Annotated in this window: 25 protein-coding genes, 1 tRNA gene and 2 pseudogenes; 10 read left to right on the forward strand and 18 right to left on the reverse strand. The window is 70.2% G+C overall.

Features of this window, described 5'->3' with window-relative positions; all coding sequences use genetic code 11:
- Positions 1-17: 17 nt before the first annotated feature.
- From IF00_RS0130450 to IF00_RS45230, 5 genes are all read right to left on the reverse strand, one after another.
- Positions 18-803, reverse strand: coding sequence for an aldose epimerase family protein (locus tag IF00_RS0130450; protein ID WP_030323581.1), 786 nt, complete (start codon positions 801-803; stop codon positions 18-20).
- Between the two features lie 24 nt (positions 804-827).
- Positions 828-1,721, reverse strand: coding sequence for an SRPBCC family protein (locus IF00_RS0130455; RefSeq protein WP_030323583.1), 894 nt, complete (start codon positions 1,719-1,721; stop codon positions 828-830).
- Between the two features lie 62 nt (positions 1,722-1,783).
- On the reverse strand, positions 1,784-3,457 hold the full coding sequence (locus tag IF00_RS0130460; protein WP_030323585.1) for a polyamine aminopropyltransferase: 1,674 nt from the start codon (positions 3,455-3,457) through the stop codon (positions 1,784-1,786).
- Between the two features lie 75 nt (positions 3,458-3,532).
- A complete protein-coding gene (locus IF00_RS0130465) occupies positions 3,533-4,051 on the reverse strand; it encodes a DUF2617 family protein (protein ID WP_030323586.1) in 519 nt (172 codons plus the stop codon).
- Between the two features lie 293 nt (positions 4,052-4,344).
- Positions 4,345-4,599 carry a hypothetical protein gene (locus IF00_RS45230; protein ID WP_030323589.1) on the reverse strand — a complete coding sequence of 85 codons (255 nt, stop codon included), beginning with the start codon at positions 4,597-4,599 and terminating at the stop codon, positions 4,345-4,347.
- A gap of 91 nt (positions 4,600-4,690) precedes the next feature.
- Here IF00_RS45230 and IF00_RS0130475 point away from each other — a divergent pair, with 91 nt between their 5' ends.
- Positions 4,691-5,869 carry a pyridoxal phosphate-dependent aminotransferase gene (locus IF00_RS0130475; RefSeq protein ID WP_030323594.1) on the forward strand — a complete coding sequence of 393 codons (1,179 nt, stop codon included), beginning with the start codon at positions 4,691-4,693 and terminating at the stop codon, positions 5,867-5,869.
- Positions 5,870-5,950: 81 nt separating this feature from the next.
- Here the strand turns inward: IF00_RS0130475 and IF00_RS0130480 are convergent, their stop codons facing one another.
- Positions 5,951-6,487, reverse strand: coding sequence for a type III secretion system chaperone family protein (locus IF00_RS0130480; RefSeq protein WP_030323595.1), 537 nt, complete (start codon positions 6,485-6,487; stop codon positions 5,951-5,953).
- 122 nt (positions 6,488-6,609) lie between these two features.
- Here IF00_RS0130480 and IF00_RS42875 point away from each other — a divergent pair, with 122 nt between their 5' ends.
- Positions 6,610-7,047, forward strand: a complete 438-nt coding sequence (locus IF00_RS42875) for a hypothetical protein (protein ID WP_158710534.1) — start codon at positions 6,610-6,612, stop codon at positions 7,045-7,047.
- A gap of 1 nt (position 7,048) precedes the next feature.
- On the opposite strand, the gene clpB is transcribed toward IF00_RS42875, so the two are convergent.
- Complete coding sequence (clpB, locus tag IF00_RS0130490; protein ID WP_030323599.1) at positions 7,049-9,640, reverse strand: ATP-dependent chaperone ClpB; 2,592 nt, start codon at positions 9,638-9,640, stop codon at positions 7,049-7,051.
- A gap of 122 nt (positions 9,641-9,762) precedes the next feature.
- On the opposite strand from clpB, the gene IF00_RS0130495 reads away from it, so the two are divergent.
- On the forward strand, positions 9,763-10,167 hold the full coding sequence (locus IF00_RS0130495; RefSeq protein ID WP_030323601.1) for a pyridoxamine 5'-phosphate oxidase family protein: 405 nt from the start codon (positions 9,763-9,765) through the stop codon (positions 10,165-10,167).
- A gap of 124 nt (positions 10,168-10,291) precedes the next feature.
- Here the strand turns inward: IF00_RS0130495 and IF00_RS0130500 are convergent, their stop codons facing one another.
- Positions 10,292-10,612 carry a Rieske (2Fe-2S) protein gene (locus tag IF00_RS0130500; protein ID WP_030323603.1) on the reverse strand — a complete coding sequence of 107 codons (321 nt, stop codon included), beginning with the start codon at positions 10,610-10,612 and terminating at the stop codon, positions 10,292-10,294.
- A gap of 367 nt (positions 10,613-10,979) precedes the next feature.
- Between IF00_RS0130500 and IF00_RS0130510 the strand changes: the two genes are divergently transcribed.
- Both IF00_RS0130510 and IF00_RS0130515 read left to right on the forward strand, forming a co-directional pair.
- Positions 10,980-11,984, forward strand: a complete 1,005-nt coding sequence (locus IF00_RS0130510; RefSeq protein WP_030323607.1) for a hypothetical protein — start codon at positions 10,980-10,982, stop codon at positions 11,982-11,984.
- Positions 11,985-12,028: 44 nt separating this feature from the next.
- Entirely contained in the window at positions 12,029-12,502 is a 474-nt protein-coding gene (locus tag IF00_RS0130515; RefSeq protein WP_030323608.1) for a hypothetical protein, read from the forward strand.
- A 93-nt stretch (positions 12,503-12,595) separates the two neighbouring features.
- Here the strand turns inward: IF00_RS0130515 and IF00_RS0130520 are convergent, their stop codons facing one another.
- From IF00_RS0130520 to dnaK, 4 genes are read right to left on the reverse strand one after another with little or no spacing between them, the layout of a single operon-like run.
- Positions 12,596-13,039 (reverse strand): heat shock protein transcriptional repressor HspR, encoded by a 444-nt coding sequence (locus IF00_RS0130520; RefSeq protein WP_015034631.1) that lies wholly within the window; start codon positions 13,037-13,039, stop codon positions 12,596-12,598.
- A 4-nt stretch (positions 13,040-13,043) separates the two neighbouring features.
- Positions 13,044-14,225 (reverse strand): molecular chaperone DnaJ, encoded by a 1,182-nt coding sequence (gene dnaJ, locus IF00_RS0130525; protein ID WP_030323610.1) that lies wholly within the window; start codon positions 14,223-14,225, stop codon positions 13,044-13,046.
- Between the two features lie 57 nt (positions 14,226-14,282).
- Positions 14,283-14,927 carry a nucleotide exchange factor GrpE gene (grpE, locus tag IF00_RS0130530; protein ID WP_030323611.1) on the reverse strand — a complete coding sequence of 215 codons (645 nt, stop codon included), beginning with the start codon at positions 14,925-14,927 and terminating at the stop codon, positions 14,283-14,285.
- On the reverse strand, positions 14,927-16,768 hold the full coding sequence (gene dnaK, locus IF00_RS0130535) for a molecular chaperone DnaK (protein WP_030323612.1): 1,842 nt from the start codon (positions 16,766-16,768) through the stop codon (positions 14,927-14,929). The genes grpE and dnaK overlap by 1 nt, the downstream gene beginning before the upstream one ends.
- A gap of 274 nt (positions 16,769-17,042) precedes the next feature.
- Between dnaK and IF00_RS0130540 the strand changes: the two genes are divergently transcribed.
- Positions 17,043-17,531 carry a sugar transferase gene (locus IF00_RS0130540; protein WP_030323613.1) on the forward strand — a complete coding sequence of 163 codons (489 nt, stop codon included), beginning with the start codon at positions 17,043-17,045 and terminating at the stop codon, positions 17,529-17,531.
- A 107-nt stretch (positions 17,532-17,638) separates the two neighbouring features.
- Entirely contained in the window at positions 17,639-19,900 is a 2,262-nt protein-coding gene (locus IF00_RS0130545; protein ID WP_030323614.1) for a (Fe-S)-binding protein, read from the forward strand.
- A gap of 78 nt (positions 19,901-19,978) precedes the next feature.
- Here IF00_RS0130545 and IF00_RS0130550 read toward each other — a convergent pair whose 3' ends face one another.
- Complete coding sequence (locus tag IF00_RS0130550; protein ID WP_030323615.1) at positions 19,979-20,698, reverse strand: hypothetical protein; 720 nt, start codon at positions 20,696-20,698, stop codon at positions 19,979-19,981.
- Between the two features lie 214 nt (positions 20,699-20,912).
- On the opposite strand from IF00_RS0130550, the gene IF00_RS0130555 reads away from it, so the two are divergent.
- On the forward strand, positions 20,913-21,800 hold the full coding sequence (locus IF00_RS0130555) for a Yip1 family protein (protein WP_030323617.1): 888 nt from the start codon (positions 20,913-20,915) through the stop codon (positions 21,798-21,800).
- A 72-nt stretch (positions 21,801-21,872) separates the two neighbouring features.
- Here the strand turns inward: IF00_RS0130555 and IF00_RS0130560 are convergent, their stop codons facing one another.
- Together IF00_RS0130560 and dcd are read right to left on the reverse strand one after the other, a co-directional pair.
- A complete protein-coding gene (locus IF00_RS0130560) occupies positions 21,873-22,370 on the reverse strand; it encodes a phosphoribosyltransferase (protein WP_030323619.1) in 498 nt (165 codons plus the stop codon).
- Between the two features lie 13 nt (positions 22,371-22,383).
- Positions 22,384-22,959, reverse strand: a complete 576-nt coding sequence (dcd, locus tag IF00_RS0130565; RefSeq protein ID WP_017240230.1) for a dCTP deaminase — start codon at positions 22,957-22,959, stop codon at positions 22,384-22,386.
- 402 nt (positions 22,960-23,361) lie between these two features.
- Between dcd and IF00_RS0130570 the strand changes: the two genes are divergently transcribed.
- A tRNA-Gly gene (locus IF00_RS0130570) sits at positions 23,362-23,435 on the forward strand.
- Here IF00_RS0130570 and IF00_RS48105 read toward each other — a convergent pair.
- The 3 genes and pseudogenes from IF00_RS48105 to IF00_RS47170 form a co-directional block, all read right to left on the reverse strand.
- Positions 23,424-24,159, reverse strand: a pseudogene (locus IF00_RS48105) (hypothetical protein). The gene IF00_RS0130570 and the pseudogene IF00_RS48105 sit on opposite strands and share 12 nt — an antisense overlap.
- Complete coding sequence (locus tag IF00_RS0130580) at positions 24,159-24,374, reverse strand: excisionase family DNA-binding protein (RefSeq protein WP_030323622.1); 216 nt, start codon at positions 24,372-24,374, stop codon at positions 24,159-24,161. Before IF00_RS0130580 ends, IF00_RS48105 begins: the two are co-directional and overlap by 1 nt.
- A pseudogene (locus tag IF00_RS47170) lies at positions 24,367-24,602 on the reverse strand (replication initiation protein); the annotation flags it as partial. The gene IF00_RS0130580 and the pseudogene IF00_RS47170, both read right to left, overlap by 8 nt.
- A 127-nt stretch (positions 24,603-24,729) precedes the next feature.
- On the opposite strand from IF00_RS47170, the gene IF00_RS0130590 reads away from it, so the two are divergent.
- The gene (locus IF00_RS0130590; protein WP_030323629.1) at positions 24,730-25,740 is read left to right on the forward strand and encodes a quinone oxidoreductase family protein; all 1,011 of its coding nucleotides are present in this window, start codon (positions 24,730-24,732) and stop codon (positions 25,738-25,740) included.
- Positions 25,741-25,995 lie beyond the last annotated feature (255 nt).

Below are 25,995 nucleotides of genomic sequence, written 5' to 3' on the forward strand. Positions count from 1 at the left end.
CGCCGTGGCGCCCTGGCTCAGAGCCGCCGCCAGCGCCAGGTGCTCTCGACCTCCAGGGGGTCGATCGGAGTGACCAGACGGGGGTGGGTGTTGAGGCCGTTCGGCGGGCCGGACTGCGGCTCGACGCAGGCGGCCTCCTCGGGCTCGTCGTAGATCACGACCCACTCGGCGCGGCTGGTGACCTTCAGCTCCAGCTCCTCCGGCCAGGTGAGGGTGACGTCGACGCCCTCGGGCATGCCGAAGCAGTCGTCCCAGGGGCCGGGGGTGGGGTCGATCCGGCGTCCGGTCGGGAGGTGGTCGTCACCACGTTCCTCCTGCCAGGCCGGGGTGAAGTCGAGCCGCACGTCCTGGCCGCCCCGGCCGAGGTCGCGCAGGAACCAGGGGTGCCAGCCGGCCTGGGCCGGAAAGGAGTCGTCGTAGGTCTCGACGCCGAAACGGAGGGTGAGGGCGTCCTCGGCCAGCTCGAAGACCTGGGTGACCTTGCCCTTGTACGGCCACGGGTCACCGAGCTCGCAGGTGAAGACGGCCTCGGTCGCGGAGACCCTCGCGGACTTCCATGCGAGGTCGCGGACGGTGCCGTGGATGGCGTGCGGGGGTGCGTTGACCGGCAGCTGATGGCTGGTGGCCCCGTTGCGGAAGCGGCCGTTCTCGGTCCGTCCGCACCAGGGCACCATCGGGAAGGCTCCGAACCGCTCGCCCTGGCGCAGCACCTCGGTGCCGCCGATGCGCAGGCTCTCGATCCGGCAGCCGTTCTCGGGGCTGATGGTCAACTCGGCGTCGCCCGCCGTCAGTCGCGTCTGCATGCTCACGCCCTGACCCTAATCGTGTCAGCGGCGTCGGCGCAGTGCGCGGCCCACGACCACGGCGGAGGCGAGCGCGAGGGCCGCGGCAGGGGCGATCCAGCGCAGGGTGGCACCGGCGCTCGACGCCTCGGGCGCGGGAACCGGAGCGTACCGGCCGCGCGGCGGCGCGTGGTCGACCTCCTCGGCGCTCCGGCCGATCATGGTCCGGCGGGCGTGGGCGGCCTCGGCGGCTGGCTGCGGCGCGGGGAACTCGATGGGCGTGTCGCCGAACTCCTCGTCCAGGAGGGGGTCGAGGGAGGGCGGCGGCACCGGCGCATCGAAGAGGGCACTCCGGTGCGGCTCCTCGACACCGTCGTCGACGCCGTCGTCATCGGAGTCGGGCTCGACGACGTCCTCGGCAGCTGCGGCGGCCTCTGCGTCGGGGGCCGCCTCCGCGTCCACGTCCTCCGGCGCGTCCGGCTCCTCCGCCAGCGCCGCCAGCCCCTCCACGAATTTGTCGAGCATCCGCGCGCCCGCCGTGGACCGGGCCTCGTCCGTCGCCTCGGCGAGCCGGCCGGCCGCCGTCAGACCGCCGGTGAAGCTCAGGCTGGTGCCCTCGGCCACCGGAGTGAGGACGACGGTGAGCGACAGCTCCGCCGTGCCCTTGCCCCGGGCCTCGGTTCCCCGCCCCTCGTAGGTGATGGCACCGTCCCGCTCGACGACCTTCAGGGCGCCCCGGTAGGTGATGGTGTTGCCGCCGACCCGCACCTTGAGCCGGCCCGTCAGAGGGCCCTCCCCCGTAGCCTCCGGCACGGGAGGTGCCCCCACCGCGTCGGCGTCGCGCTGGAGACCGGGGACGCAGCGCACCACCCGGGCCGGGTCCGTGAGCGTCGCACGCAGAACCTCGGCCGGGACCGGGACGAACACCTCATGCTCCATGGAAGCCGAGCCTACTCAGACGGGGGCGCGGCGTCGCCCGTTCGGCACGGAACCCGGTCCCTTCAGCTTCCGTAGCGCGGGTGCACAAGCGTCGACGGGGGCGGTTCGGCGCCCCGGCCGAGCTCGGCGCGGCGCGCCGCGGCCTCCAGGGTGTCCGGGCCGAGCGAACGCAGCCGGGGCGCGTCGGGGGCGAGGCCGAGAGCGGGCGGGCGGCTGCCCGGTACGGCCAGGAGGAAGCCCCAGTCACCGGGCCCCCGCCCCGTACCGCCGGCGCTGTCGGCGCGGTCGGGTCCGGCGGCGAAGCCGGGGGTGCGGCCGCTCGCGCTGTAGGGGCGGGTGGCGAAGCCGGCCGCGTGCAGGGTGGTGTCCACGGTCCAGTAGGTGTGGGGCCGGTCGGTGACGGACCCGGCGTGCACGGCGAACCGTCCGGAGGGGGTGAGGACCTGGGCCACGAGTCCGTAGAACTCCTGCGCGTACAGCTTGGCGCTGGGGGTGATTCCCGGGTCGGGCAGATCGGAGATCACCACGTCGTACCGTTCCTGCAGACGATCGGTGGCGCCCCGGAGCCAGTGGAAGGCGTCCGCGTGGACCACCCGGACGCGCGGGTCCCGGAACGCCTGCCCGTTGAGCCTGGCGAGGGCCGGATCCGTCCGGGCGAGGCGGACGACGCCCGGGTCGAGCTCGACGACGGTGACGGAGCGGACCGTGGGGTAGCGCAGGGCCTCGCGGGCGGCCATGCCGTCTCCGCCGCCGACGATCAGCACGCGGGCATGCGCGCCGTTCATCGCGGGGTGGACGAGGGCCTCGTGGTAGCGGTACTCGTCCTGGCCGGCCACCCGGAGACGGCCGTCGAGGAACAGGTCGGGCGGGTCTTCGCGCCCCCCGGTCACGACGATCTCCTGGAGCTCGGTGTGGACGGCGACCCGCACCCGCTCCCCGTACACCGCCCGCCGGGCAGCCTGTTCGAAGTCGTCGACGAGCACGGTCGCCGTGGCGAGGACGGCGAGGACCGCCACGTTCACCGCGACGAGCAGGGCTCGGGAGCGGGCGGTCAGGTCGCGGCGGAACACCCAGAGGACGAGGCCGCCGCCCGCCACGGCGTTGACCGCGCCGGTGACGAGGGCGCCGGTGAGCTGGCCGAGCCAGGGCAGCAGCAGAAAAGGGAAGGCGAGGCCGCCGACCAGGGCGCCGACATAGTCGGCGGCGAAGAGGTCGGCGACCGTCCCGGCGGCGTCGTCCTGCTTTCCGAGCGAGGCCTTCCGCCCGGACCGGCCCGGCCGGTCGCCCCGCTGTATGAGCGACATCAGGAGCGGGATCTCCGCGCCGATGAGCACCCCGATGGCGAGCGAGAACGCCACGAGGACGTACCTCGATTCGCCGAACCAGGCGAAGGCCGCGTACAGCACCAGCGCAGAGGTGCCGCCGATGAGCGCGAGCCCGGCCTCGACCAGGCCGAAGCCGACGGCGGCGCGGCAGCGCAGCGCCTTGGCGAGGAGCGAGCCCACTCCCATGGCGAAGACCATGACGGAGAGCACGACCGACGCCTGGGTGACCGAGTCGCCGATCAAGTAGGAGGCGAGCGCGACCAGTTCGAGTTCGTAGACCAGGCCGCAGGCGGCGCAGACGAAGACCACCGCGAGGACCGGGAACCGCACCGTCCCACGCGGCGGCTCGGGCCGCCGCACGGGCGCCCGCCGCACCCTCTTGGGTGGCATGGTCACGGTCGGCTCGATCATGACCGTAACGCTACGTCACGGCTCGGGCGCCCCCTGTCACCCACACGAGTGGATCTGGAGCTCCGAGAGGGCGTATCAGAGCGTTGCAGGCATACGTACGCCGATACGGGTCCTGGTCACCACCAACTGCCCTTCCTGCGGGTAGGCGTGCCAGGTGCGCCAGCGCACCTGACCCTCGTGGCGCTGCGCCAGCATCGCCGTGAAGGCGTGCGGGGAGCCGGGAAAGGTCCCCGCGAGGCCATTGGGGTGGTCGGCGACCAGGGCCAGCAACTCCTGCGCCCGGCCCGCGAAGGAGCCGTGCGAGAGCGTCTCGACGCGGGCGGCGAATTCGTACTCCCATTCGCCGACGCGCTTGGAGACGCCGAGCGGCAGCGGGGTGCTGCTGCCCGGCATGCAGGCGACGGTCTCCGAGCAGTCTCGGCCCTCCTCTTCCAGGAGCACCTGGTGGGAAGCGCCGAGCAGCCTCAACTGCAGCTTGGCGCCCGAGAGTTCGAGGTCGAGCACGGCCAGGGCGGGCAGCGGCTCGCGCCCGAGGGCCCAGGCCAGATCGGCCGCGCGGGTATCGGTGTAGGAGGTTTTCAGGGTGGTGAGCATGGGTCGGCTCCGCAAACACGGTTTGACGGGTGGGCCGGGGGCGCCCCGGAGAAGGGTTCAACGGGAGTGGGGAATCGCCGGCTCGGGTCCACACACGGTCCGAGGGCTGTCTCTGTCAGGAGCGAGAGAACCACGGACACCGGACGACTCGCAGCGTTTTTACCCAACTTGCTGTGTTTTCCAACCCCTTCGGGGACCCCACAGTTCACTTGTTCAATCGGAATTGATCGACAAGTTCCCTGCGGATTGCCCACGTCACGTGCCACACGGCTGTGGCAGCGCCGCAGCCGCGCTCAGCTGCCGCCGCCGCAGCCGCCACCACCCCCGCCGCCACCGCAGCTGGAGGACCCCCCGCAGGAGCTGGAGCCGCCGCCACCGCAGCCGCCACCGCCGCCACCGTCCGCCCAGGTGACGCTGCCGTCGCCCGACCGCGAGCCCCGCCGCCGCGGCCTGCTGCCGGCGGCACCGGTGCTGCGGCTTCCCCAGAGGACGATGAGCACTCCCGCGACGGCCAGGAACCCGAAGACGATGAAGAGGAAGATTTCCATCAGTACTACCCCCGTTCGATTGTGCGAGGGAGATTCCCGCTACGGAGCCCCGTCAAAGCGCACTTGAGGAACTCCAGAGCTTCGCCGCAGGATGACCGTCATGACACGACCGCCGCTCAACCGCCGCCTCGCCGAGTTCGGCACGACGATCTTCGCCGAGATGTCCGCGCTCGCCGCCAGGACCGGGGCGATCAACCTCGGTCAGGGCTTCCCCGACACCGACGGCCCCGAGGAGATCCGGGAGGCGGCGGTCCGCGCGCTGCGGGACGGCCGCGGCAACCAGTACCCGCCCGGCCCCGGCGTCCCCGAGCTGCGGTCGGCGATCGCCGACCACCAGCGGGACCGGTACGGTCTCGACTTCGACCCGGACACGGAGGTGCTCGTCACCGCGGGCGCCACCGAGGCGATCGCGGCGGCCCTGCTCGCCCTCGTCGAACCGGGCGACGAGGTCATCGCCCTGGAGCCGTACTACGACTCGTACGCCGCCTGTGTCGCCATGGCCGGCGGGACCCGGGTCCCCGTCACCCTCCGCCCCCACGACGGGTCCTACGTCCTCGACCTCGACGAACTGCGGGCCGCCGTCACCGACCGGACCCGTCTGATCCTGCTCAACACCCCGCACAACCCCACCGGCACCGTCCTCACCCGGGCCGAACTGACCGCCGTCGCCGAGCTCGCCGTCGAGCGGGACCTGCTCGTCGTCACCGACGAGGTGTACGAGCACCTGGTCTTCGACGACGCCGAGCACCTGCCGATCGCGAGCCTGCCGGGGATGCGGGAGCGCACGGTCACCATCGGCTCGGCCGGCAAGACGTTCTCGTTCACCGGCTGGAAGGTCGGCTGGATCACCGCGAGCCCCGAGCTGACCTCCGCCGTCCGCTCGGCCAAGCAGTTCCTCACGTATGTGTCCTCCGGCCCGTTCCAGTACGCGATCGCCGAGGCCCTGCGCCTCCCGGCCACGTACTTCGACACCCTCCGCACGGAGCTCTCCGCCAAACGGGACCTGCTGAGCGAGGGCCTCGCACAGGCGGGCTTCGCGGTCTACAAGCCCGCCGGCACCTACTTCGTCACCACCGACATCCGACCCCTCGGCGCCGAGGACGGCTTCGCCTTCTGCCGCTCGCTGCCCGAGCGCGCCGGGGTCGTGGCCATCCCGAACGCCGTCTTCTACGACCACCGCGAGGCCGGCGCCCCCTTCGTCCGCTTCGCCTTCTGCAAGAAGACCGAGGTCCTGGAGGAGGCCGTCTCCCGGCTCAAGCGACTGTCCTGACGCCCGGCCGCACCACCGCCGACGACGACGAGAGCCCGGCCCCTCGGAAGGGGCCGGGCTCTCGTGCGGGTGCGGGGAGGCTCAGGCCTCTTCGTCGCCGGCGGCCTTGTCCTCGGGGGACTCCAGGCCGAACTGCTCGACGATCCACTTGTCGAACTCGATGGAGGCGCGGACCCAGCTGACCGTGGAGGAGACGAAGTGCTCCAGGGCGACGCCGGTGCCGATCAGCATCTGGGCCTCACCGATGAGGCGGAGGGTGGCGGAGCCGTCCTCCTCCTCGTGCAGGTGCGTGTAGACCTTCGGCCACAGGGTGCGGCGGTTCCAGTCGTCGATCGCGTCGAGGATCTTGGCGCGGTCGTCGGCGGAGTGCGGGCGGTCGTAGAACGTCCGCACCGAGAAGACCTGCTGCTCGTCCTCGCCGCGGAACATGAAGTACGTGCGGAATTCCTCCCACGGCGCCGCGAGGTCACCCTCGTCGTCGATGACGTACTTCAGCTCCATCTGCTCGAGGAGCTGCTTGACGAGGTCCTGGTCGGGGACGACGGGGCCCGCCGGTCCTGCGGCCTGAGGCTGGGGCTGGCCCCCGAAATTCGGAATCGAGGACGGGTCGATGCTCACCGTGAATTTCCCTTCGTACGGATGCTCGCCATCCTCCCCCATGCCGGGCGGTACGTGGCAAGTCCCGCCTCCCGCGATCCGCTGCGGGCTGACAAGATCTGGTCCTCATGGGGGAGAAAACGGTGAAGAAAGCCGGACCGGTGAAGCCGCGCCCGTGGACCTGGGTGTGGGTGTCCGTGGTGGTGACCATGCTCTGCGGCGGGCCACTGGCCCTGCTGGTCTGGGGCGCGATGGCCTGGAGCGAGGTCGGTGAGTCCCAGCAGGTCGACTGCGCCAAGGTGATGACCTTCGCGCGGGGAAGCCTCCCGGTGAGCGCCGAGGACGCCCGCTGCACGGCCGCCCACTGGCAGGACACCCAGGCGACCGCCGAGTTCCGGATGCCACGCTCCGAGGTCGAGGGGTGGCTGAAAGCCACCTATCCGACGGGAAAGCCTCCGTTCGCCTGCGAACAGGACCGCTGCGTGGACGTGTCCTTCGACGAGATGCTCTACGTGCACCTGCGGGTCACGTACGAGGACGGGGGCACCGCCCTCGTACGCGTGGAGGCCTTCGACACCTGAGCTACCGCGCCGGCCCCACGATCAGACCGTCCTCGAAGCGGTCCACGCGGACCGTGTCGCCGTCCTGGACCTCGCCCGCGAGGATCTCCCTGGCGAGCCGGTCGCCGATCGCCGTCTGGATGAGGCGGCGCAGCGGCCGGGCGCCGTACGCCGGGTCGTTGCCCTCCTCGGCGAGCCACTCCAGGGCCTCCGGGGTGACGTCCAGGGTCAGCCGCCGCTCGGCGAGCCGCTGGGCGAGCCGGTCGATCTGGAGCCGCGCGATCCGGCCCAGCTCGGCCCGGTCGAGGGCGGAGAAGACCACCAGGTCGTCGAGGCGGTTGAGGAACTCCGGCTTGAAGCTGGCCCTGACCACGTCCAGGACCTGCTGCTTCTTCACGTCCGCCGAGGTCAGCGGGTCGACCAGGTACTGGCTGCCCAGGTTCGACGTGAGGATCAGGAGGGTGTTGCGGAAGTCCACCGTCCGCCCCTGCCCGTCGGTCAGCCGTCCGTCGTCCAGGACCTGGAGCAGGACGTCGAAGACCTCCGGGTGCGCCTTCTCCACCTCGTCGAGCAGGACCACGCTGTACGGGCGGCGGCGGACCGCCTCCGTGAGCTGGCCGCCCTCCTCGTACCCGACGTAGCCGGGAGGCGCACCGACCAGCCGGGCGACGCTGTGCTTCTCGCCGTACTCCGACATGTCGATGCGGATCATGGCCCGCTCGTCGTCGAAGAGGAAGTCCGCGAGCGCCTTCGCCAGCTCCGTCTTGCCGACGCCCGTGGGGCCGAGGAAGAGGAAGGAACCGGTGGGGCGGTCGGGGTCGGCGATGCCCGCGCGGGTGCGGCGCACGGCGTCGGAGACGGCCTGGACGGCCTCGGACTGGCCGATCAGCCGCCGGCCGAGCTCGTCCTCCATGCGCAGCAGCTTCTGCGTCTCGCCCTCCAGGAGGCGGCCGGCGGGGATACCGGTCCAGGCGCCGACGACGTCCGCGATGTCGTCGGGGCCGACCTCGTCCTTGACCATGGTGTTCTTGGACGTCTCTTGCTGGGCCTCGGCCTCGCTCGCCTCCTCCAGCTCACGCTCCAGGGCCGGGATCTCCCCGTAGAGCAGCTTGGAGGCGGTGTCGAAGTCGCCGTCGCGCTGGGCGCGCTCGGCGCGGCCGCGCGTCTCGTCGAGGCGCTCCTTCAGCTCGCCGACCCGGTTGAGGGACTGCTTCTCCTTCTCCCAGCGGGCGGTGAGGCCGCGCAGCTCCTCCTCGCGGTCGGCGAGGTCGCGCCGCAGCTTCTCCAGGCGCTGCCTGCTCGCCGGGTCCGTCTCGTTCCTGAGGGCCAGCTCCTCCATGCGGAGCCGGTCCACGGAACGCTGGAGCTCGTCGATCTCGACGGGCGAGGAGTCGATCTCCATCCGGAGCCGGGAGGCGGCCTCGTCGACGAGGTCGATGGCCTTGTCGGGGAGGAAGCGGGAGGTGATGTACCGGTCGGAGAGGGTCGCGGCGGCCACCAGGGCGGAGTCGTTGATCTGCACCTTGTGGTGGGCCTCGTACCGGCCCTTGAGCCCGCGGAGGATCGCGATGGTGTCCTCGACCGTGGGCTCGGCGACCAGGACCTGCTGGAAGCGGCGCTCCAGAGCGGGGTCCTTCTCGATCCGCTCGCGGTACTCGTCGAGGGTGGTCGCGCCGACCATGCGGAGCTCGCCGCGGGCCAGCATGGGCTTGAGCATGTTGCCCGCGTCCATGGAGGAGTCGCCGCCGGCGCCCGCGCCGACGACCGTGTGCAGCTCGTCGATGAAGGTGATGATCTGGCCGTCGCTCGCCTTGATCTCGGAGAGCACGGTCTTCAGCCGCTCCTCGAACTCGCCGCGGTACTTGGCGCCGGCGACCATCGCGCCGAGGTCGAGCGAGACCAGCCGCTTGTTCTTCAGCGACTCGGGTACGTCGCCCTTCACGATCCGCTGGGCGAGGCCCTCGACGACGGCGGTCTTGCCGACGCCGGGCTCACCGATGAGGACCGGGTTGTTCTTGGTGCGGCGGGACAGCACCTGCACGACGCGACGGATCTCGTGGTCGCGGCCGATGACCGGGTCCAGCTTGCCCTCGCGCGCGGCGGCGGTGAAGTCCGTTCCGAACTTCTCCAGCGCCTTGTACTGCCCCTCCGGGTCCGGTGTGGTCACCCGGCGTCCTCCCCTGCTCTTCTCGAACGCGTCGAGCAGCTTCGAAGCGCTCGCGCCCTGCGCGTCGAGGATCTCACCGGCCTGGCCGCCCTTGGCCGCGATCGCGATGAGGAGGTGCTCGGTGGACAGGTAGTCGTCGCCGAGCTCCTTGGCCTGCCGGTCGGCGTCGGCGACGACCGCGAGGAAGTCGCGGCTGGGCTGCGGGGGCGCGACCGTGGAGCCGGTGACGCTCGGCAGGGCGGCGAGCAGCCGCTCCGCGCCGGCGCGCACGACCGCCTGGTCGGCTTCGACGGCGGCGAGCAGGTCGGTGATGTTCTCGTTGTCCTGACCGGTCAGCAGCGCGAGCAGAAGGTGTGCGGGGGTCAGGTCGGCGTGTCCTTCGGACACGGCGCGGCTGCTGGCCGCGTTGATCGCGTCCCGGCTCCGGTTGGTCAGTTCGGCGTCCACGTGCGGTGCTCCTCCTGGGTTGTTCCGGGTCCTCTCCCTTTATGACTCATCCAGGGTACACAAAGTTGAGTCGATTGCGCTCAAGGTGTCGGAGGGAGCTCCGCCCCGGGTAGTTTCCGTGCATGGCGACCGACCCGAGGAACCCCTCCGACTCGTACCTCAGCTTCTGGCGCGAGTACCACATGTGCACCCTGACCACCCCGCGCCCGGACGGCACTCCGCACGTCGTGGCGGTGGGCGTCACCTACGACCCCGAGGGCGGATACGCCCGGGTCATCACCAACAAGCACAGCCGGAAGGTCGCCAACGTCCTGGCGGCGGGCGCGGACGGCGCGCGGGTCGCGGTCTGCCAGGTCGACAAGGGCCGCTGGGCGACCCTGGAGGGCGTCGCGCACATCCGTACGGAGGCGGAGGTCGTCGCGGACGCGGTGGGGCGCTACGCGGAGCGCTACGGGCGCACGCCGGCGGAGAACCCGGACCGGGTCGTCATCGAGATCGCCCTGACGCGGGCGATGGGACGCGCCTGAGAAACCCGGACGTCCCCGTGCGGGGACATCCGGGCAGCACAGCGGCGCCATCGCGTTTCAGGTCCGCGATGGCGCCGCTGTGTGGGGGAAGTGCCGGAGCGATCTACAACGACGGGGGAATCGCTCAGGCACTGCGGGGGGTGGCGGTGATGGTCTCGGGCTCGATCAGCTGGTGGTCCCGCTGGTCGAGATTGACGAAGATCATGCCGTACCGGATGGCACAGCGGATGGGCTGTGGGGCGCCGCGGGGACGGCGGAGGCAGCGGTAGGCGCGGACGTCCTCGTCCTGCTCCCGTGCCACCACGATCGGCTCTCCGAAGAGGGTGATCTTCAACGCGTCGCCACGGTGGGGGATTGCCGTGGCGAGGTCGACGAAGTGCCACCCGGACCGGTAGGCCGAAGCCATCTCCCGGCGGAACCTGGGGTCGTCCGGCGGCACGGTCACGCCCCCGCGCCCCTGGAAGCGATCTCCCAGGACGGCTCGTAGGGAGCAGCGAGCACGACGTCCCGGGGAGAGCTCTCCCACGAGGGTTCGCCGGGTCCCGCCCACACGTCGTGCGCCGGGGTGCTCTCCCACGAGGGCTCGTCCGGCCCTGGCACGGAATGCGCCGGGGTGCTCTCCCACGAGGGCTCGCCGACGGCGAGTGCGCCGAGAGCAGCCGCCGCAACGGCTATGGCGCTAAGTGCACGAACCATCCTGGTCATGGCCGATCTCCACCTCTTTTGATCACTACCTCCCCCCCGCGAGTAAGACGATGGCTCACTCCCGACCCTTTCCACCAGCCAAGCCGGGCATCATGTTCCTGTAATTCATGACCCTGAGGGGGGTGCAAATGAGGCGAGAATGCGACGAGTCCGGTCATAAGCACAGTCACGGTGAACTATGCGACGTGGGCAAGGAGCTCTATGCGAGTGCGCTCCGCACCGGCCGCATAGCCCGCGCAGACGCCGAAGCCGCCCCCTGTCTGAGGGAACTCTCCCTCCTGCACCCGGACCCGGACGACAGCCAGTGCCTGCGTCCCGTGCCGCCGTCGATCGCCCTCAACCAGCTCGTGCACCCCATCGAGCAGGAGATACAGGTCCGACGGCAGCACGCGATAGCCCTCGCGGACGCTTTCGAGCCGTTCATGGCGATCCACACGCAGGACCCCTCCGGCGCACAGGCGATCACGGTCCTCGAAGGCCTCAGCGTCATCAACGCCGCCCTCGACCGCGCCATCAACGAGTGCACCGAGGAACTCCTCACCATCCAGCCCGGCAGCGGCCGCCGCCCCGAGACCCTCGAAGCCGCCCTGCGCCGCATGGAGCCGCTGCTCGACCGCGGTGTCCGGATGCGGACGCTCTACCAGCACACCGCGCGGCACCACCCCGCCACGTTGGCCTACGTCGAACGCGTCGCGCCGTACGGGCTCGAACTGCGCACCCTCGAGGAGATCGTCGACCGGCTGATCATCGTCGACCGCAAGGTCGCCTTCGTGCCCGCGCGCAGCGACCGCCAGGTCGCCCTCGAACTCCGCCACGAGGGACTCGTCCAGTACCTCGTCGGCGTCTTCGACCAGTTCTGGCTGCACGGCGTGCCGTGGGAGGACGAGATCCCCTACAGCCCCTCCGTGGACGGCATAGGCGGTGTCCAGCGCTCCATCGCCAAACTCCTCGTCGAGGGCCATGTCGACGAGGCCATCGCCCGCCGCCTCGGCATGAACGTGCGCACCTGCCGCGCCCACATCGCCAAACTCGCCGCCGCCCTCGGCAGCGGCAGCCGGGCCCAGCTCGGCTACCTGATCGCGCAGTCGGGCATCCTCGAGGGAGACAACTGACCACCCAGACACCTGACCAGCGTCGAACGGGACAACTCACCACCGTGTACGTACAGATCGACCTCGACGGGCCCGCCGGAACCCTCCGCGTCTCCGGGCACGGCCTGCCCACCGTGGAACTCGTACGGGCCCCCGGGACCCGCCCCGACATCCACACGCCGATAGGCACCCGCAAGCCCGCCCTGCTCGCGCTGACGGTGGACGGGGAACCCGCCGTCGTCACACCGGCCCGCGCACGGCTGCTGCGCCGCTCCTACCGCGTGGACGTCCGCGTCGACGGCGTCCGCTACCGGCTCGTCCCCTGCTCGCACCAGGACAGCCGGCTCACCCGGAACGGGAGGGCGCTCGGCACCCTGGAGTCCTCGGGGGACGGCAGGGTCGACGCCGACTGGGCCCCGGCCGCCGCCCCCACCCCACTGGACCACGCCGTCGGCACCGCCCTGGCCGCCGCGTTCGGCACGGGCGCCGCGCCCTGGTGGGAGACGCTCGGCGACATCGCGGCGGAGCTCATCCCGTAGTCCCCCGGGAAACCCCTCCGGCTCCCCCGTAGAGCCCCGTACACGCGTGAAGCCCCTCCCACCGGAGTGGAAGGGGCCTCACGGGTTCGGGAACTACTCGCCGCGCTTCGGGCGCCAGACCACCAGCGCGCTCGCCTGCTGCACGTCCTGGTACGGCACCAGATCGCGCCGGTACGAGGCGTGCACCTGCGCCTCGCGCTGCCGCATCGCCGCCGCCGCGCCGTCGACGGCCGCCGACAGCTCGGCGATCCGGCTCTGCAGCGCCGCGACCTGGTTCTCCAGCTCGATGATGCGCTTGATCCCGGCCAGGTTGATGCCCTCGTCCTGCGACAGCTGCTGCACCTGACGGAGCAGCTCGATGTCACGGGCCGAGTAGCGCCGGCCACGGCCCGCCGTACGGTCCGGGGAGACCAGACCGAGACGGTCGTACTGACGGAGTGTCTGCGGGTGCAGACCGGAGAGCTGGGCCGCCACCGAGATGACGTACACCGGCGACTCGTCGGTCAGTTCGTACGGATTGCGTCGGCGCCCGTCCACCGGGTCACGCTCCCTTCGCGGCCTGGAACAGCTCCGCCCGCGGATCCTCGGAGGCGGTCGCCTCGCGATAGGTCTCCAGGGCGTCACGTGCCTTGTCGTCCAGCTCCTTCGGCACCGCGACCTCGACCGTCACGAGCAGGTCGCCGCGCGTGCCGTCCTTGCGGACCGCGCCCTTGCCCCGGGCGCGCATGGTCCGGCCGTTCGGAGTGCCCGCGGGCAGCTTGAGGGTGACCGCGGGGCCGCCGAGGGTCGGCACCTTGATCTCGCCGCCGAGCGCCGCCTCCGTGAAGGAGACCGGCACGGTGACGGTGAGGTTGTCGTCCTTGCGGCCGAAGACCGGGTGGGTGTCGACGTGGACCACGACGTACAGATCGCCGTTCTGCCCGCCACGCTCCCCCGGTGCTCCCTTGCCGCGCAGCCGGATCTTCTGGTTGTCGGAGACACCCGCCGGGATGCGGACCTGCATGGTGCGGGAGGACTTGGCCCGGCCACTGCCCTTGCAGACCTCGCAGGGGTTCTCGGCGATGAGGCCGCGGCCCTTGCAGTCCACGCACGGGTCGGTGAGCGAGAAGCCGCCGCCGCTGCCGCGCGAGACCTGTCCGGTGCCGACGCAGGTCGGGCACACCCGGGGGGTGCCGTTCTTGTCGCCGGTGCCCGAACACGCCGTGCACGGCTGCTGGCTGGACATCCGCAGCGGTACGGTCGCGCCCTCGATGGCCTCGGTGAAGCTGAGCGTCACCTCGGACTCGATGTCCTGACCGCGCCGCGGCTGGGTACGGGTGCCCGCACCCGCGCCGCGGTTGAACAGGCCGCCGAAGACGTCCCCGATGCCGCCACCGCCGCCGAAGCCGCCGCCGGCGCCGGCGCCCTGGGTGCCTCCGAAGAGGTCACCCAGGTCGAAGTTGAACGAGCCGCCGCCGGGGCCGCCGGGTGACCGGAAGCCGCCGTTCCCGAAGAGGGCGCGGGCCTCGTCGTACTCCTTGCGCTTCTTGGGGTCGCCGAGGATGTCGTTCGCCTCGGAGATCTCCTTGAAGCGCTCCTCGGCCTTGGCGTCGTTCTTGTTGGCGTCCGGGTGGTTCTCGCGGGCGAGCTTCCGGTACGCCTTCTTGATCTCCGCCTCGGTGGCGTCCTTGGGGACGCCGAGAACCTTGTAGTAGTCCTTCTCGACGAAGTCCTTCGTGCTCATCGACGTCCCTCCTTCCGGACTGCTCCGGGGTTTGTCACCGCTGTGCGGTCGGTTGCGCTACCCCTCCTCGGGGGCACCGCTCTCCTCGTCCGTGGACGACTTCGCGTCGTCCTTGGCCGGTGCCGCGCCCGGCTGGGGCTCGGCGACGGCCACGCGGGCGGGCCGGATGGTCCGCTCGCCGATCCGGTACCCCGGCTGCAGGATCGCCACGCACGTCGTCTCGGTGACGTCCGGCGCGTACGAGTGCATCAGGGCCTCGTGGATCGTCGGGTCGAAGGGCTCGCCCTCCTTGCCGAACTGCTGCAGACCCATCTTGGCGACGACGGTCTCCAGCGATTCGGCCACCGACTTGAACCCGCCCACGAGCTCGCCGTGGTCCCGGGCCCGGCCGACGTCGTCGAGCACCGGGAGCAGGTCGCTCAGGAGGCTCGCGACGGCGATCTCCTTGACCGTGACCCGGTCCCGCTCCACGCGGCGGCGGTAGTTCTGGTACTCGGCCTGGAGCCGCTGGAGGTCCGCGGTGCGCTCCTCGAGCGCCTTGCGGGCCTGGTCCAGCTGCGCCAGCAGAGCTACGTCAGTAGCGTCCCCGGCCGGGGCCGCCCCCTCCGCCTTGTCGGCGGAGGCAGCGGCCTCGGTCTCCTCGGGCGTGCCGTCGGCGGGGACTTCGGGCTTCTCCTCGAAGCCCGGGGTCTCCTCCGACATCAGGCAGCGCCGCCCTTCGGCTTGTCCTCGTCCACGATCTCGGCGTCGACGACGTCGTCGTCAGCCTGGGCCTGCTGGCCGGCGTCGCCGCCCGCGGCCTGCGCGCCCTGGGCGTCGGCGTACAGCGCCTGGCCGAGCTTCTGGGAGACGGCCGCGACCTTCTCGGTGGCGGTGCGGATCTCGGCGGTGTCCTCGCCCTTGAGCTTGTCCTTCAGCTCGACGAGCGCGGCCTCGACCTCGGCCTTGACGTCACCGGGGACCTTGTCCTCGTTGTCCTTGAGGAACTTCTCCGTCTGGTAGACGAGCTGCTCGCCCTGGTTGCGGGACTCGGCGGCCTCGCGGCGACGGTGGTCCTCGTCCGCGTACTGCTCGGCCTCCTGGCGCATCCGGTCGACCTCGTCCTTCGGCAGCGAGGAGCCACCGGTGACGGTCATCTTCTGCTCCTTGCCCGTGCCGAGGTCCTTCGCGGTCACGTGCATGATGCCGTTGGCGTCGATGTCGAAGGCGACCTCGATCTGCGGGACACCACGCGGGGCCGGCGGCAGACCGGTCAGCTCGAACATGCCGAGCTTCTTGTTGTACGCCGCGATCTCGCGCTCGCCCTGGTAGACCTGGATCTGCACGGACGGCTGGTTGTCCTCGGCCGTCGTGAAGATCTCGGACCGCTTGGTCGGGATCGTGGTGTTGCGCTCGATGAGCTTGGTCATGATGCCGCCCTTGGTCTCGATACCGAGGGACAGCGGGGTCACGTCGAGGAGCAGGACGTCCTTGACCTCACCCTTGAGGACACCGGCCTGGAGCGCGGCGCCGATGGCGACGACCTCGTCCGGGTTGACGCCCTTGTTGGCGTCCTGACCGCCGGTCAGCTCCTTGACGAGCTCGGCGACGGCCGGCATACGGGTCGAACCACCGACGAGAACGACGTGGTCGATCTCGGAGAGGTTGATGCCCGCGTCCTTGATGACGTTGTGGAACGGCACCTTGCAGCGGTCGAGCAGGTCCGAGGTCAGCTGCTGGAACTGGGCTCGGGTGAGCTTCTCGTCCAGGTGCAGCGGGCCCTCGGCGGAGGCCGTGATGTACGGCAGGTTGATGGAGGTCTCGGTCGAGGACGAGAGCTCGATCTTCGCCTTCTCCGCGGCCTCGCGGAGACGCTGGAGAGCCATCTTGTCCTTGGCCAGGTCCACACCGTGGCCGTTCTGGAACTGCGTCACCAGGTAGTCGACGACGCGCTGGTCCCAGTCGTCACCACCGAGGTGGTTGTCACCGTTGGTGGCCTTCACCTCGACGACGCCGTCGCCGATCTCCAGGAGGGACACGTCGAAGGTGCCGCCACCGAGGTCGAAGACGAGGATCGTCTGGTCGTCCTTGTCGAGGCCGTACGCGAGAGCGGCCGCGGTCGGCTCGTTGACGATGCGCAGGACGTTGAGGCCCGCGATCTCACCGGCCTCCTTGGTGGCCTGGCGCTCGGAGTCGTTGAAGTACGCCGGCACGGTGATGACCGCGTCGACGACCTTCTCGCCCAGGTAGGCCTCGGCGTCGCGCTTCAGCTTCTGCAGGATGAAGGCGCTCATCTGCTGCGGGTTGAAGTTCTTGCCGTCGATCTCGATCTTCCAGTCGGTGCCCATGTGGCGCTTGACCGACCGGATGGTCCTGTCGACGTTGGTGACGGCCTGACGCTTGGCCACCTCGCCGACGAGCACCTCGCCGTTCTTCGCGAAGGCGACGACGGACGGCGTGGTCCTGGCGCCCTCGGCGTTGGTGATGACGGTGGGCTCGCCGCCTTCCAGAACGCTGACGACGGAGTTAGTCGTGCCCAGGTCGATGCCGACCGCACGTGCCATTTCGATTCCTCCAGCTGACGTACTTGAGTGGATCTGACTCAAGGATGCATGACGACGCCGACTGCGTCAACAGACCTGAGTGGAGGGCACTCAACTCTTCGCCCTTTATCTCGCTCATACGGAGGGGAGCGCGCGTCGATCCCCGGTCCGGCGAGGTGTCACATGAGAGAGTCCGATGGCCCCATGTCGGGCAAACCAGCCATATCCCACGAATATCCCATGATTCTCATTCGCCGCTCGGAAGGGTGTGGGGAATGCTCGGAAGGGTGCGGAAATGACGGCCAAGCGCACGTTCGACGTCGTGGGCGGGCTCGCCCTCCTGGCCATGCTGTCCCCGCTGCTCGCCGCCGTCGCCCTCTCGGTCGCCCTCGGCTCGACCACCCCCGGCCGGGGCGTGCTGCGCCGCCGCACGGTGGCAGGCTTGAGGGGAGAACCCTTCACCATGCTGACCTTCCGCACGAAGAGCCCGCTGGCCGCGCTGCCGCTCCTCGCGCACGTCGTCGGCGGCCGGATGTCGCTGGTCGGACCGTGTCCACTGACCCCGGGCCACCGCGAGTGCGCGGGCGAGGGAAGCCGTCGGCTCTCCGTGCGCCCCGGGCTCACCGGCCCGTGGCAGATCAGCGGACGCTCGGACCTGCCGTGGGAGGAGCGCGAGCTGCTCGACCTGCACTATGTGGACCACCACTGGCTGGGGATGGATCTGGCGATCCTGGCGCGTACGCTTCCAGCAGTCCGCAGGCGTCGCGCGGCAAGGTTTGCCTGAGCGACACAGATCACCGCGAGCGCCGCTACAGCACGGGGCCCCGAACGGGTAATCTCAGCACGGACTCCATAAGTTACCGCTTAGTAGGCCCGCCCGAGGAGCCCCTCATGCAACTCGCCGCGATCATCGTGTCGATCGCCATCACGGTGGTGGCCGTCGCGCTGTTCGGTCGTGCCACCGTGCAGATCTACCGGTTCGTGCGCCTCGGGCAGCCCGTGCCCGCCGGCACCCGCACCGGCGACCCCACCCAGCGCACCGTGACCCTGGTCAAGGAATTCCTCGGCCACACCCGGATGAACCGCTGGGGCATCGTCGGCTTCGCGCACTGGTTCGTCGCGGTGGGCTTCTTCTCGCTGCTCCTGACGATCGTCAACGCCTTCGGCCAGCTCTTCCAGGCCGACTGGCTGATCCCGATCATCGGCGACTGGCTGCCGTACGAGATCTTCACCGAGTTCCTCGGCCTGATGACGGTCCTGGGCATCGTGACCCTCATCGTGATCCGGCAGCTCAGCAAGCCGACCAGGGCGGGCCGCAAGTCCCGCTTCGCGGGCTCCAAGACCGGCCAGGCGTACTTCGTCGAGGCCGTCATCCTGATCGTCGGCGTCTGCATCATGACGCTGCGGGCCCTCGAGGGCGTCCAGCACCACGTCACCGGCTGGGAGCCGGGCTTCTTCGCCTCGTACCCGCTGATCGCACTGCTCGACGGCCTGGACCTGAGCACGATCCAGTACCTCACCTACTTCTTCGCGTGCCTCAAGATCGTCACGTCCTTCACCTGGATGATCACGGTCTCGCTCAACACGAACATGGGTGTCGCCTGGCACCGCTTCCTCGGCTTCCCGAACATCTGGTTCAAGCGGAACGCCGACGGCTCCACCGCGCTGGGCGCGCTCCAGCCGATGACGACGGCGGGCAAGGAGATCGACTGGGAGGACCCGGCCGAGGACGCCGTCTTCGGTGTCTCCCAGGTCGAGCAGTTCTCCTGGAAGGGCATCCTCGACTTCTCCACCTGCACCGAGTGCGGCCGCTGCCAGTCGCAGTGCCCCGCCTGGAACACCGGCAAGCCCCTCTCCCCCAAGCTCCTCATCATGTCGCTGCGCGACCACGCGCACGCCAAGGCGCCGTACCTGCTCGCCGGCGGCGGCAAGGACATGGAGGGCAACGAGAAGGCCACCGAGGAGCAGCTCAAGGACGTCCCCGCCTCGGCGATCGCCGAGGCCGAGCGCCCCCTCATCGGCACCGCCGAGGAGAACGGCGTCATCGACCCCGACGTCCTGTGGTCCTGCACCACCTGCGGCGCCTGCGTCGAGCAGTGCCCGGTCGACATCGAGCACATCGACCACATCGTCGACATGCGCCGCTACCAGGTGATGATCGAGTCCGCCTTCCCCTCGGAGGCCGGCACGATGCTCAAGAACCTGGAGAAGAAGGGCAACCCCTGGGGCCTGGCGAAGAAGCAGCGCGTCGAGTGGACCAAGGAGGTCGACTTCGAGGTCCCGATCGTCGGCAAGGACGTCGAGGACCTCTCGGAGTTCGACTACCTCTACTGGGTCGGCTGCGCCGGCGCCCTGGAGGACCGGGCCAAGAAGACCACCAAGGCCTTCGCGGAGCTGCTGCACATGGCGGGCGTCAAGTTCGCGATCATGGGCGGCGACGAGAAGTGCACCGGTGACTCCCCCCGCCGCCTGGGCAACGAGCCGCTGTTCCAGCAGCTCGCCCAGGAGAACGTCGCCATGCTGAACATGGCGTTCGGCGAGGACGACGAGGACGAGTCGACGAAGAAGCCGAAGTCGGCGAAGCGGATCGTCTCGACCTGCCCGCACTGCTTCAACACCATCGCCAACGAGTACCCGCAGCTCGGCGGCGAGTACGAGGTCATCCACCACACCCAGCTGCTCCAGCACCTCATCGACGAGGGCAAGCTGGTCCCGGTGACCCCGGTCGACGGTCTGATCACCTACCACGACCCGTGCTACCTGGGCCGTCACAACAAGGTCTACACGCCGCCGCGCGAGATCATGTCCGCCGTCCCCGGCCTGCGCCAGCAGGAGATGCACCGCCACAAGGAGCGCGGCTTCTGCTGCGGCGCCGGCGGTGCCCGGATGTGGATGGAGGAGCGGATCGGCAAGCGCATCAACAACGAGCGCGTCGAGGAGGCCCTGTCCCTCAACCCGGACATCGTCTCCACCGCCTGCCCGTTCTGCCTGGTCATGCTGACCGACTCGGTCAACGGCAAGAAGAACGAGGGCAAGGCCAAGGAGTCCGTCACGGTCGTGGACGTGGCCCAGCTGCTCCTCGAATCGGTGAAGACCCCGGTGGACCCGGAGCCGGAGCCGGCCGAGGAGCCGGAGCCGGAACCGGCCGCCTGAGCCCGATGTGAGAGTGCCGCCCCGCGCGTGAAGCGCGGGGCGGCACTTTTTTCGCTCCGTCGGGCTTCCCTCGCTCCGTCAGGCCTTCCGGGCGACGTACTTCTCGACGAGCTTGCCCTGGAAGTCGTAGACCCGGCTGTCGGCACCCTGCCGGGGGGTGTCGATGGCGGCGAGCTTGTACGTGTGCCTGCCTGCGTCGACGAGCTTGTACGTCCAGCCGTGGTGGGCCGCGGTCGGGTGCTTCAGGTCGAGGGAGCCGAGGGAACGGCCGTTCTTCCGGGTGAGCTCGACGCGGGGCCAGGTCTTGCTCTTGAAGAACCGGGCGACGTTCCCGTCGGGGAGGGTGACCTTGGCGTCGGCCTGCCGCACGGTGTCCTTCTTCTGCTGCGGGGCGGGCCTGGGGGCCGGCTCGGGCTTCGGGGCGGGGGCCGGGTCCGGCCGGGGAGCGGTCTCCACCCAGGAGCGCACGGTGCCGTCGGGCCGGAGGACGACGTGGAGGCCGTTGTTCTGCCCGTACGCGGGCCGACCGTCGGTGCTGGTGAGGGTGTCGATCAGGGACCCGCCGGCATAGATCTCGGCGGAGAACCGGCCCGGGCCGTCCTGGTAGACCTTGGCGAGCGAACCGTCGGCGAGGTCGACGTTCCGCCAGAGGACCGACTGGTCGCTCGACGTCGGCGCCGGGTCCGGGCCCTGGTCCGGCTCGTCGGCGGCGAAGGCCCCGGCGGCCGGCAGGAGGAGGGCGGCGACGGCCCCGGTGGCGACGGCGGCGGTACGGGCGGAACGACGGGTGACACGCATCGGAGAGCTCCTTGCTCGGATCGCTGACGTCTCCGAAGCTACGAGTACGACATTGAGGTGATACGTCGGATTTGTAACAGCGACCGCACGCCCGCCCACCGACCGTGTCACGGCCCACAGCGGGTCCGCTCAACCCCCTAGGGGATGTCACAGCTCAGTGGCAAGGACAGGTCCGGGGAGCGCCCGCACAGCGGAAGCGGGTACGTTCGACGACGTGGCTGGATTCAGGAACGGACGCGGCCGGGACAACCGCCCCCCGCACAATCAACCGCAGCAGGCGCCGTACGGGTACAACGCGGCCCCGCCGCCGTACCCGCAGCAGCAGTGGCAACAGCAGCCACCGCAGGGGCGCCAAGGGCACCCGGGACACCAGGGGCCCCAGCAGGGGCACCAGGGGCAGCCCTACGGGGAGCCGGAGTACTTCGGCGAGCCGTACGGCCAGCCGCAGCACCCGCACGCGGCGACGGCGAACAACCCGGGCCACACCCAGATGTTCAGCGTCGACGACCCCTACGGCAACGCCGCGACCCACCACGCCGGCGCCGCACCCGTCCCGACGGGCCCCCGGCTCCCGTGGAAGGCGCTCCTGAGCGGCATCGTGCTGCGCCCGGCGGACACGTTCCTGCGGATGCGGGACCACGCCGTGTGGGGCCCGGCGCTGATCGTCACCTTCCTCTACGGGCTGCTCGCGATCTTCGGCTTCGACAAGGCGCGCGACGAGGCGATCAACGCGACCCTGTCGACGGCGATCCCGTACGTCCTGATGACCGCCCTCGGCTTCGTCGTCGGCGGACTGATCCTGGGCTCGGTGACGCACACGCTCGCACGCCAGCTGGGCGGCGACGGGGCGTGGCAGCCGACGGTGGGCCTGTCGATGCTGATCATGTCGATCACGGACGCGCCGCGGCTCGTCTTCGCGCTCTTCCTGGGCGGTGAGAACGGCCTGGTCCAGGTGATCGGCTGGCTGACCTGGCTGGCGGCCGGGGCGCTCTTCACGATGATGGTGAGCCGCTCGCACGACCTGCCGTGGCCGAAGGCGCTGGGCGCGTCGGCGATCCAGCTGGTGGCGCTGCTGAGCCTGATCAAGCTCGGCACGCTCTGACGACACGGTTCGTGACGCGAAGAGGCCCCCACCGGGTGCGGTGGGGGCCTCTTCGCGTCACGTCCCGTGGGCTCAGGCGTCGAGGACCTGGCCCTCGCGCTTGACGACGGGCGGCTCGACCGACCAGGGGAAGTTGATCCACTCGTCGGTCTTCTTCCACACGTACTCGCACTTCACGAGGGAGTGGGACTTCTCGTAGATGACGGCGGATCGGACCTCGGCGACATGGTCGACGCAGAAGTCGTGGACGAGCTTGAGCGTCTTGCCGGTGTCGGCGACGTCGTCGGTGATGAGCACCTTCTTGTCGCTGAAGTCGATCGCGTCCGGCACGGGCGCCAGCATGACCGGCATCTCCAGCGTGGTGCCCACACCGGTGTAGAACTCCACGTTCACGAGGTGGATGTTCTTGCAGTCCAGGGCATAGGCCAGACCGCCGGCGACGAAGACACCGCCGCGGGCGATCGAGAGCACGATGTCGGGCTCGTAGCCGTCGTCGGCGATCGTCTGCGCCAGCTCACGGACGGCGCGTCCGAAACCCTCGTACGTCAGGTTCTCGCGTACCTCACTCATGCCTGCGACCGCCTCACACCTGGGTCCGATGGAAGTTCATGAACGAGCGGGAGGCCGTCGGCCCCCGCTGGCCCTGGTACCGGGAGCCGTACCGCTCGCTCCCGTACGGGAACTCGGCGGGCGAGCTCAGCCGGAACATGCACAGCTGCCCGATCTTCATACCGGGCCAGAGCTTGATCGGCAGGGTGGCGAGGTTCGACAGCTCCAGGGTCACGTGCCCGGAGAAACCGGGGTCGATGAACCCGGCGGTCGAGTGCGTCACCAGCCCGAGCCGCCCGAGAGAGCTCTTCCCCTCGAGCCGCGACGCGATGTCGTCCGGGAGGGTGATGACCTCGTAGGTCGAGGCGAGCACGAACTCGCCGGGGTGGAGGATGAACGCCTCGTCACCCTCGGGCTCGACCTCACGGGTCAGGTCGAGCTGCTCGACGGCGGGGTCGATGTGGGGGTAGCGGTGGTTCTCGAACACCCGGAAGAAGCGGTCAAGCCTCACGTCGATGCTCGAGGGCTGCACCATGGATTCGTCGTACGGGTCGATGCGCACCCGTCCGGCATCGATCTCGGCCCGGATGTCCTTGTCTGAGAGAAGCACGCCCCCACGATACGCAGAGGGCGCGGACCTGCCCCAATCGGCAGGCACCCGCGCCCCGGGCACCGGTCAGCGCCGTCCGGACTCCACCGGCACCGCATGCCGCAGCCGCGCGCAGCGCGGACACCGGATGAGCCGCCCTGGCCCGATCCGCCCGGCCCCGAGCTGCTGCAGCGGGAACGAAGCGGTACTGAACACATGCCCTTCGGCACAACGGACGACGGTGCGCTCCATCGAACCCATCAAGTCCCTTCCCCTACATACGTGGTGGACGGGAAGCCACATTAGGGGATCAACGGGACACCCTCCAGGCGGCACTCCGCACCCGAAAAGGCGCAAGCTTCGCCTCAAGTGGCGCATGGGGTACAGTGTGCAACGATGCGGCACCGTTCACCGGGCCGCTGTGCGGATGTAGTTTAATGGTAGAACATGAGCTTCCCAAGCTTATAGCGCGGGTTCGATTCCCGTCATCCGCTCCATAGCAAAGCCTCGGGTCGGAGACCCGGGGCTTTCGTGTTGTCCAGACCGGTCCACGGCTCGCGCGCCGGATCCGTGCCAGATGCCTTGGAGCGGAGCGTCTGGACGCGGGCGTCGCCCCCCGCAGCCACCTCGCGCTGCCGCTCCAGGTTCGAGTGCTGATAGATCATGGCCGCCTTCTGGACTGGCCGGCGGGCACCATCGTGCCCCAGAGCGTGGCCCCGGACTGGGTCGAAAGCCTGTGCCCGGTGTGCCGGAGGCCGTAGAAGGTGAACCCCTCAGGAAGACCGGCGGCCTTACGGGCCCGCAGCCGGTAGGGCTTCGCGACGGTCGTCGAACCCGTCGCCTTGAGTCGTTCCGCCCGCCGGGTCGGGACGCGGGGAGGGGTGTTCTCGTCCGGGTCGGCGGCCTCGAAGGCGGGGAGAAGGTGCAGCCGGAGCAGTCGCCGGTACAGCTCATCGGTGGTCTCCTCCAGGTCGTGTTCCTCGACCCACTGGACCGCGTACTCGGCGAAGTTCACGGCCCGGGCGTCCGGGTCGCGCCAGTCATCCTTATCGATCTCGGTCTGCTTCTCGGCGAGCCGGTCGTCAGCGTCCCTCGTGGTCGCGAACGTGCCGGGCGCCGGACGCAAGACACCGTCAGTCCCTGGATACCCCGCCTGGAAGCGGCCCGAGGGCAGCTTGCGGTGGCTCCGAACCGACCTCGTCGGCCACGACTGTTGGCCATCAGGCAGCCCTCCCGCAGCGCGAGCCGGTACGGGCCCGGGCGGGCTCGACGGTGTCGGCCGCGATGTACTCCTGAACAGCGCTCTCCGGGATGCGCACGTGAGTGCCGACCTTCACGTACCGGGTGCGCCGCTCGGCGACGAGGCGCCGGGGGAACCGCTCGGTGGTGCCGAGCAGTTCGGCGACCTGGACGACGGACAGGTACCGATCACTCATCTCGTTCCCCCATGGGTTCTTCGCGGGCGATCTCGCGGTTCTGCCGGATGTCGCGGTGGATGTTGGCGGCGAGCCGGCCTCACCGGGGGTCGCGCCGTGGCCGGCGTAGGCCCAGTGCGCGACGACGAGGAGGGTGGCTTCCGGGTGTTCGTCGGGGCCGGGCAGGCCGAGGGCGGTGCGTCACTGGTGGGCGCGGTAGTCGGCGCGGACCTGGCGTAAGGCGCCGAGGTCCTGTCCCAGACCCGGGTGCAAAGCAGGCGTCTCAGCTCTCGGCGGGGGCGGCGGGCTGGTCTGCCTGCCGGGAATGGGATTCCCATCAACGAAGTTGGTGGGGAGGAGCCGATATTGGAGGGCCATGCGAGCGATTCAGGTGTACGAAGTGGGCGGTCCCGAGGTGCTGCGGGAGGCCGAGGTGGACCAGCCGCGGCCGGGTCCGGGCGAGGCGATCGTGGAGGTCGCCGCATCCGGGGTCAACTTCCTCGACGTCTACCACCGCGAAGGCCGGTACAGCCTCCCGCTGCCCTTCACCCCGGGCGCTGAGGGCGCCGGCACGGTCGTCGAAGTCGGACCCGGCGTCGCTGACGTCGCAGTCGGGGACCGGGTCGGTTGGGTGGAGATTCCCGGCACGTATGCCGAGCGGGCCGTCGTGGACTCCTCCCGGCTGGTGCCGCTGCCCGACGATATCGGCTTCGAGACAGCCGCCGCCGTGCTCCTCCAAGGCATGACCGCGCACTATCTCGTCAAGGACACCTACCCGGTTCAGGGGGGCGACACGGTGCTCGTGCATGCGGCTGCGGGGGGCATGGGGCTGCTTTTGACCCAGCTCATCACCCATCTCGGCGGCAGGGTGATCGGCACGACGTCGACCACGGCGAAGGCCGAGCTGGCGAAGCGTGCCGGGGCCGCCGAGGTGATCCTCTCCTCCGCAGTCGACGATCTCGCAGCCGAGGTGAGGCGGCTCAACGGCGGTCAGGGACTGCCGGTCGTCTTCGACGGCGTCGGCGCGCACACCTTCGATGCGAGCCTCGCAAGCCTGCGAACCCGCGGCCATCTCGTGCTCTTCGGCGCGGCAAGTGGTGCCGTGCCTCCGTTTGATCCGATTCGGCTCGCCCACGGCGGTTCGCTGACCCTGATCCGGCCCAGCCTCGGGCACTTCATCGCCGATCGGTCCGAACTGCTCCGACGGGCCGCCGACGTGTTCGAGTGGGTGCGCTCCAAGGCGCTTGAGGTCACCGTAACGGGCCGCTACGCATTGTCCGAGGCCGCCCAGGCCCACAGCGATCTGGAGGCTCGGCGTACCACCGGCAAGCTGCTCGTCATACCCGATGCGGCCGCCCTTGCACACCGTGAGGAGACGCAGAGCTGATCGCGGGTGACGAGGTCGGCGACCTGGGGCTTCGTCGTTGTCCTGACGCCGGTACCGCTGAGCCCCGAAGGCCCAGGAGCGCCGCGAGCAGGCAGCGCGTGCTCGGGCCGACTTCGACGGCACTCGTGTGGCGCGCCCTGCCGTCGAGGCGCATTCTGGTGGCGAGACCGCCGGTAACGGGCCTGGCTCCCGTGCCCGCCGGGCAGCGGCGTAAAGGCGTTGCGCAGCCCGTCCGTCGCCCTGCGGAAGGGGGCG

This window comes from Streptomyces flavochromogenes (assembly GCF_000717595.1).
Lineage (GTDB): Bacteria > Actinomycetota > Actinomycetes > Streptomycetales > Streptomycetaceae > Streptomyces > Streptomyces flavochromogenes.

Coding starts and splice junctions, on each gene's coding strand:
- IF00_RS0130450 (WP_030323581.1), bottom strand. CDS start 803: ATGCAGACGCGACTGACGGCGGGCGACGCCGAGTTGACCATCAGCCCC.
- IF00_RS0130455 (WP_030323583.1), bottom strand. CDS start 1,721: ATGGAGCATGAGGTGTTCGTCCCGGTCCCGGCCGAGGTTCTGCGTGCG.
- IF00_RS0130460 (WP_030323585.1), bottom strand. CDS start 3,457: ATGATCGAGCCGACCGTGACCATGCCACCCAAGAGGGTGCGGCGGGCG.
- IF00_RS0130465 (WP_030323586.1), bottom strand. CDS start 4,051: ATGCTCACCACCCTGAAAACCTCCTACACCGATACCCGCGCGGCCGAT.
- IF00_RS45230 (WP_030323589.1), bottom strand. CDS start 4,599: ATGGAAATCTTCCTCTTCATCGTCTTCGGGTTCCTGGCCGTCGCGGGA.
- IF00_RS0130475 (WP_030323594.1), top strand. CDS start 4,691: ATGACCGTCATGACACGACCGCCGCTCAACCGCCGCCTCGCCGAGTTC.
- IF00_RS0130495 (WP_030323601.1), top strand. CDS start 9,763: ATGGCGACCGACCCGAGGAACCCCTCCGACTCGTACCTCAGCTTCTGG.
- IF00_RS0130510 (WP_030323607.1), top strand. CDS start 10,980: ATGACCCTGAGGGGGGTGCAAATGAGGCGAGAATGCGACGAGTCCGGT.
- dnaJ (WP_030323610.1), bottom strand. CDS start 14,225: ATGAGCACGAAGGACTTCGTCGAGAAGGACTACTACAAGGTTCTCGGC.
- grpE (WP_030323611.1), bottom strand. CDS start 14,927: ATGTCGGAGGAGACCCCGGGCTTCGAGGAGAAGCCCGAAGTCCCCGCC.
- dnaK (WP_030323612.1), bottom strand. CDS start 16,768: ATGGCACGTGCGGTCGGCATCGACCTGGGCACGACTAACTCCGTCGTC.
- IF00_RS0130540 (WP_030323613.1), top strand. CDS start 17,043: ATGACGGCCAAGCGCACGTTCGACGTCGTGGGCGGGCTCGCCCTCCTG.
- IF00_RS0130545 (WP_030323614.1), top strand. CDS start 17,639: ATGCAACTCGCCGCGATCATCGTGTCGATCGCCATCACGGTGGTGGCC.
- IF00_RS0130550 (WP_030323615.1), bottom strand. CDS start 20,698: ATGCGTGTCACCCGTCGTTCCGCCCGTACCGCCGCCGTCGCCACCGGG.
- IF00_RS0130560 (WP_030323619.1), bottom strand. CDS start 22,370: ATGAGTGAGGTACGCGAGAACCTGACGTACGAGGGTTTCGGACGCGCC.
- IF00_RS0130580 (WP_030323622.1), bottom strand. CDS start 24,374: ATGAGTGATCGGTACCTGTCCGTCGTCCAGGTCGCCGAACTGCTCGGC.
- IF00_RS0130590 (WP_030323629.1), top strand. CDS start 24,730: ATGCGAGCGATTCAGGTGTACGAAGTGGGCGGTCCCGAGGTGCTGCGG.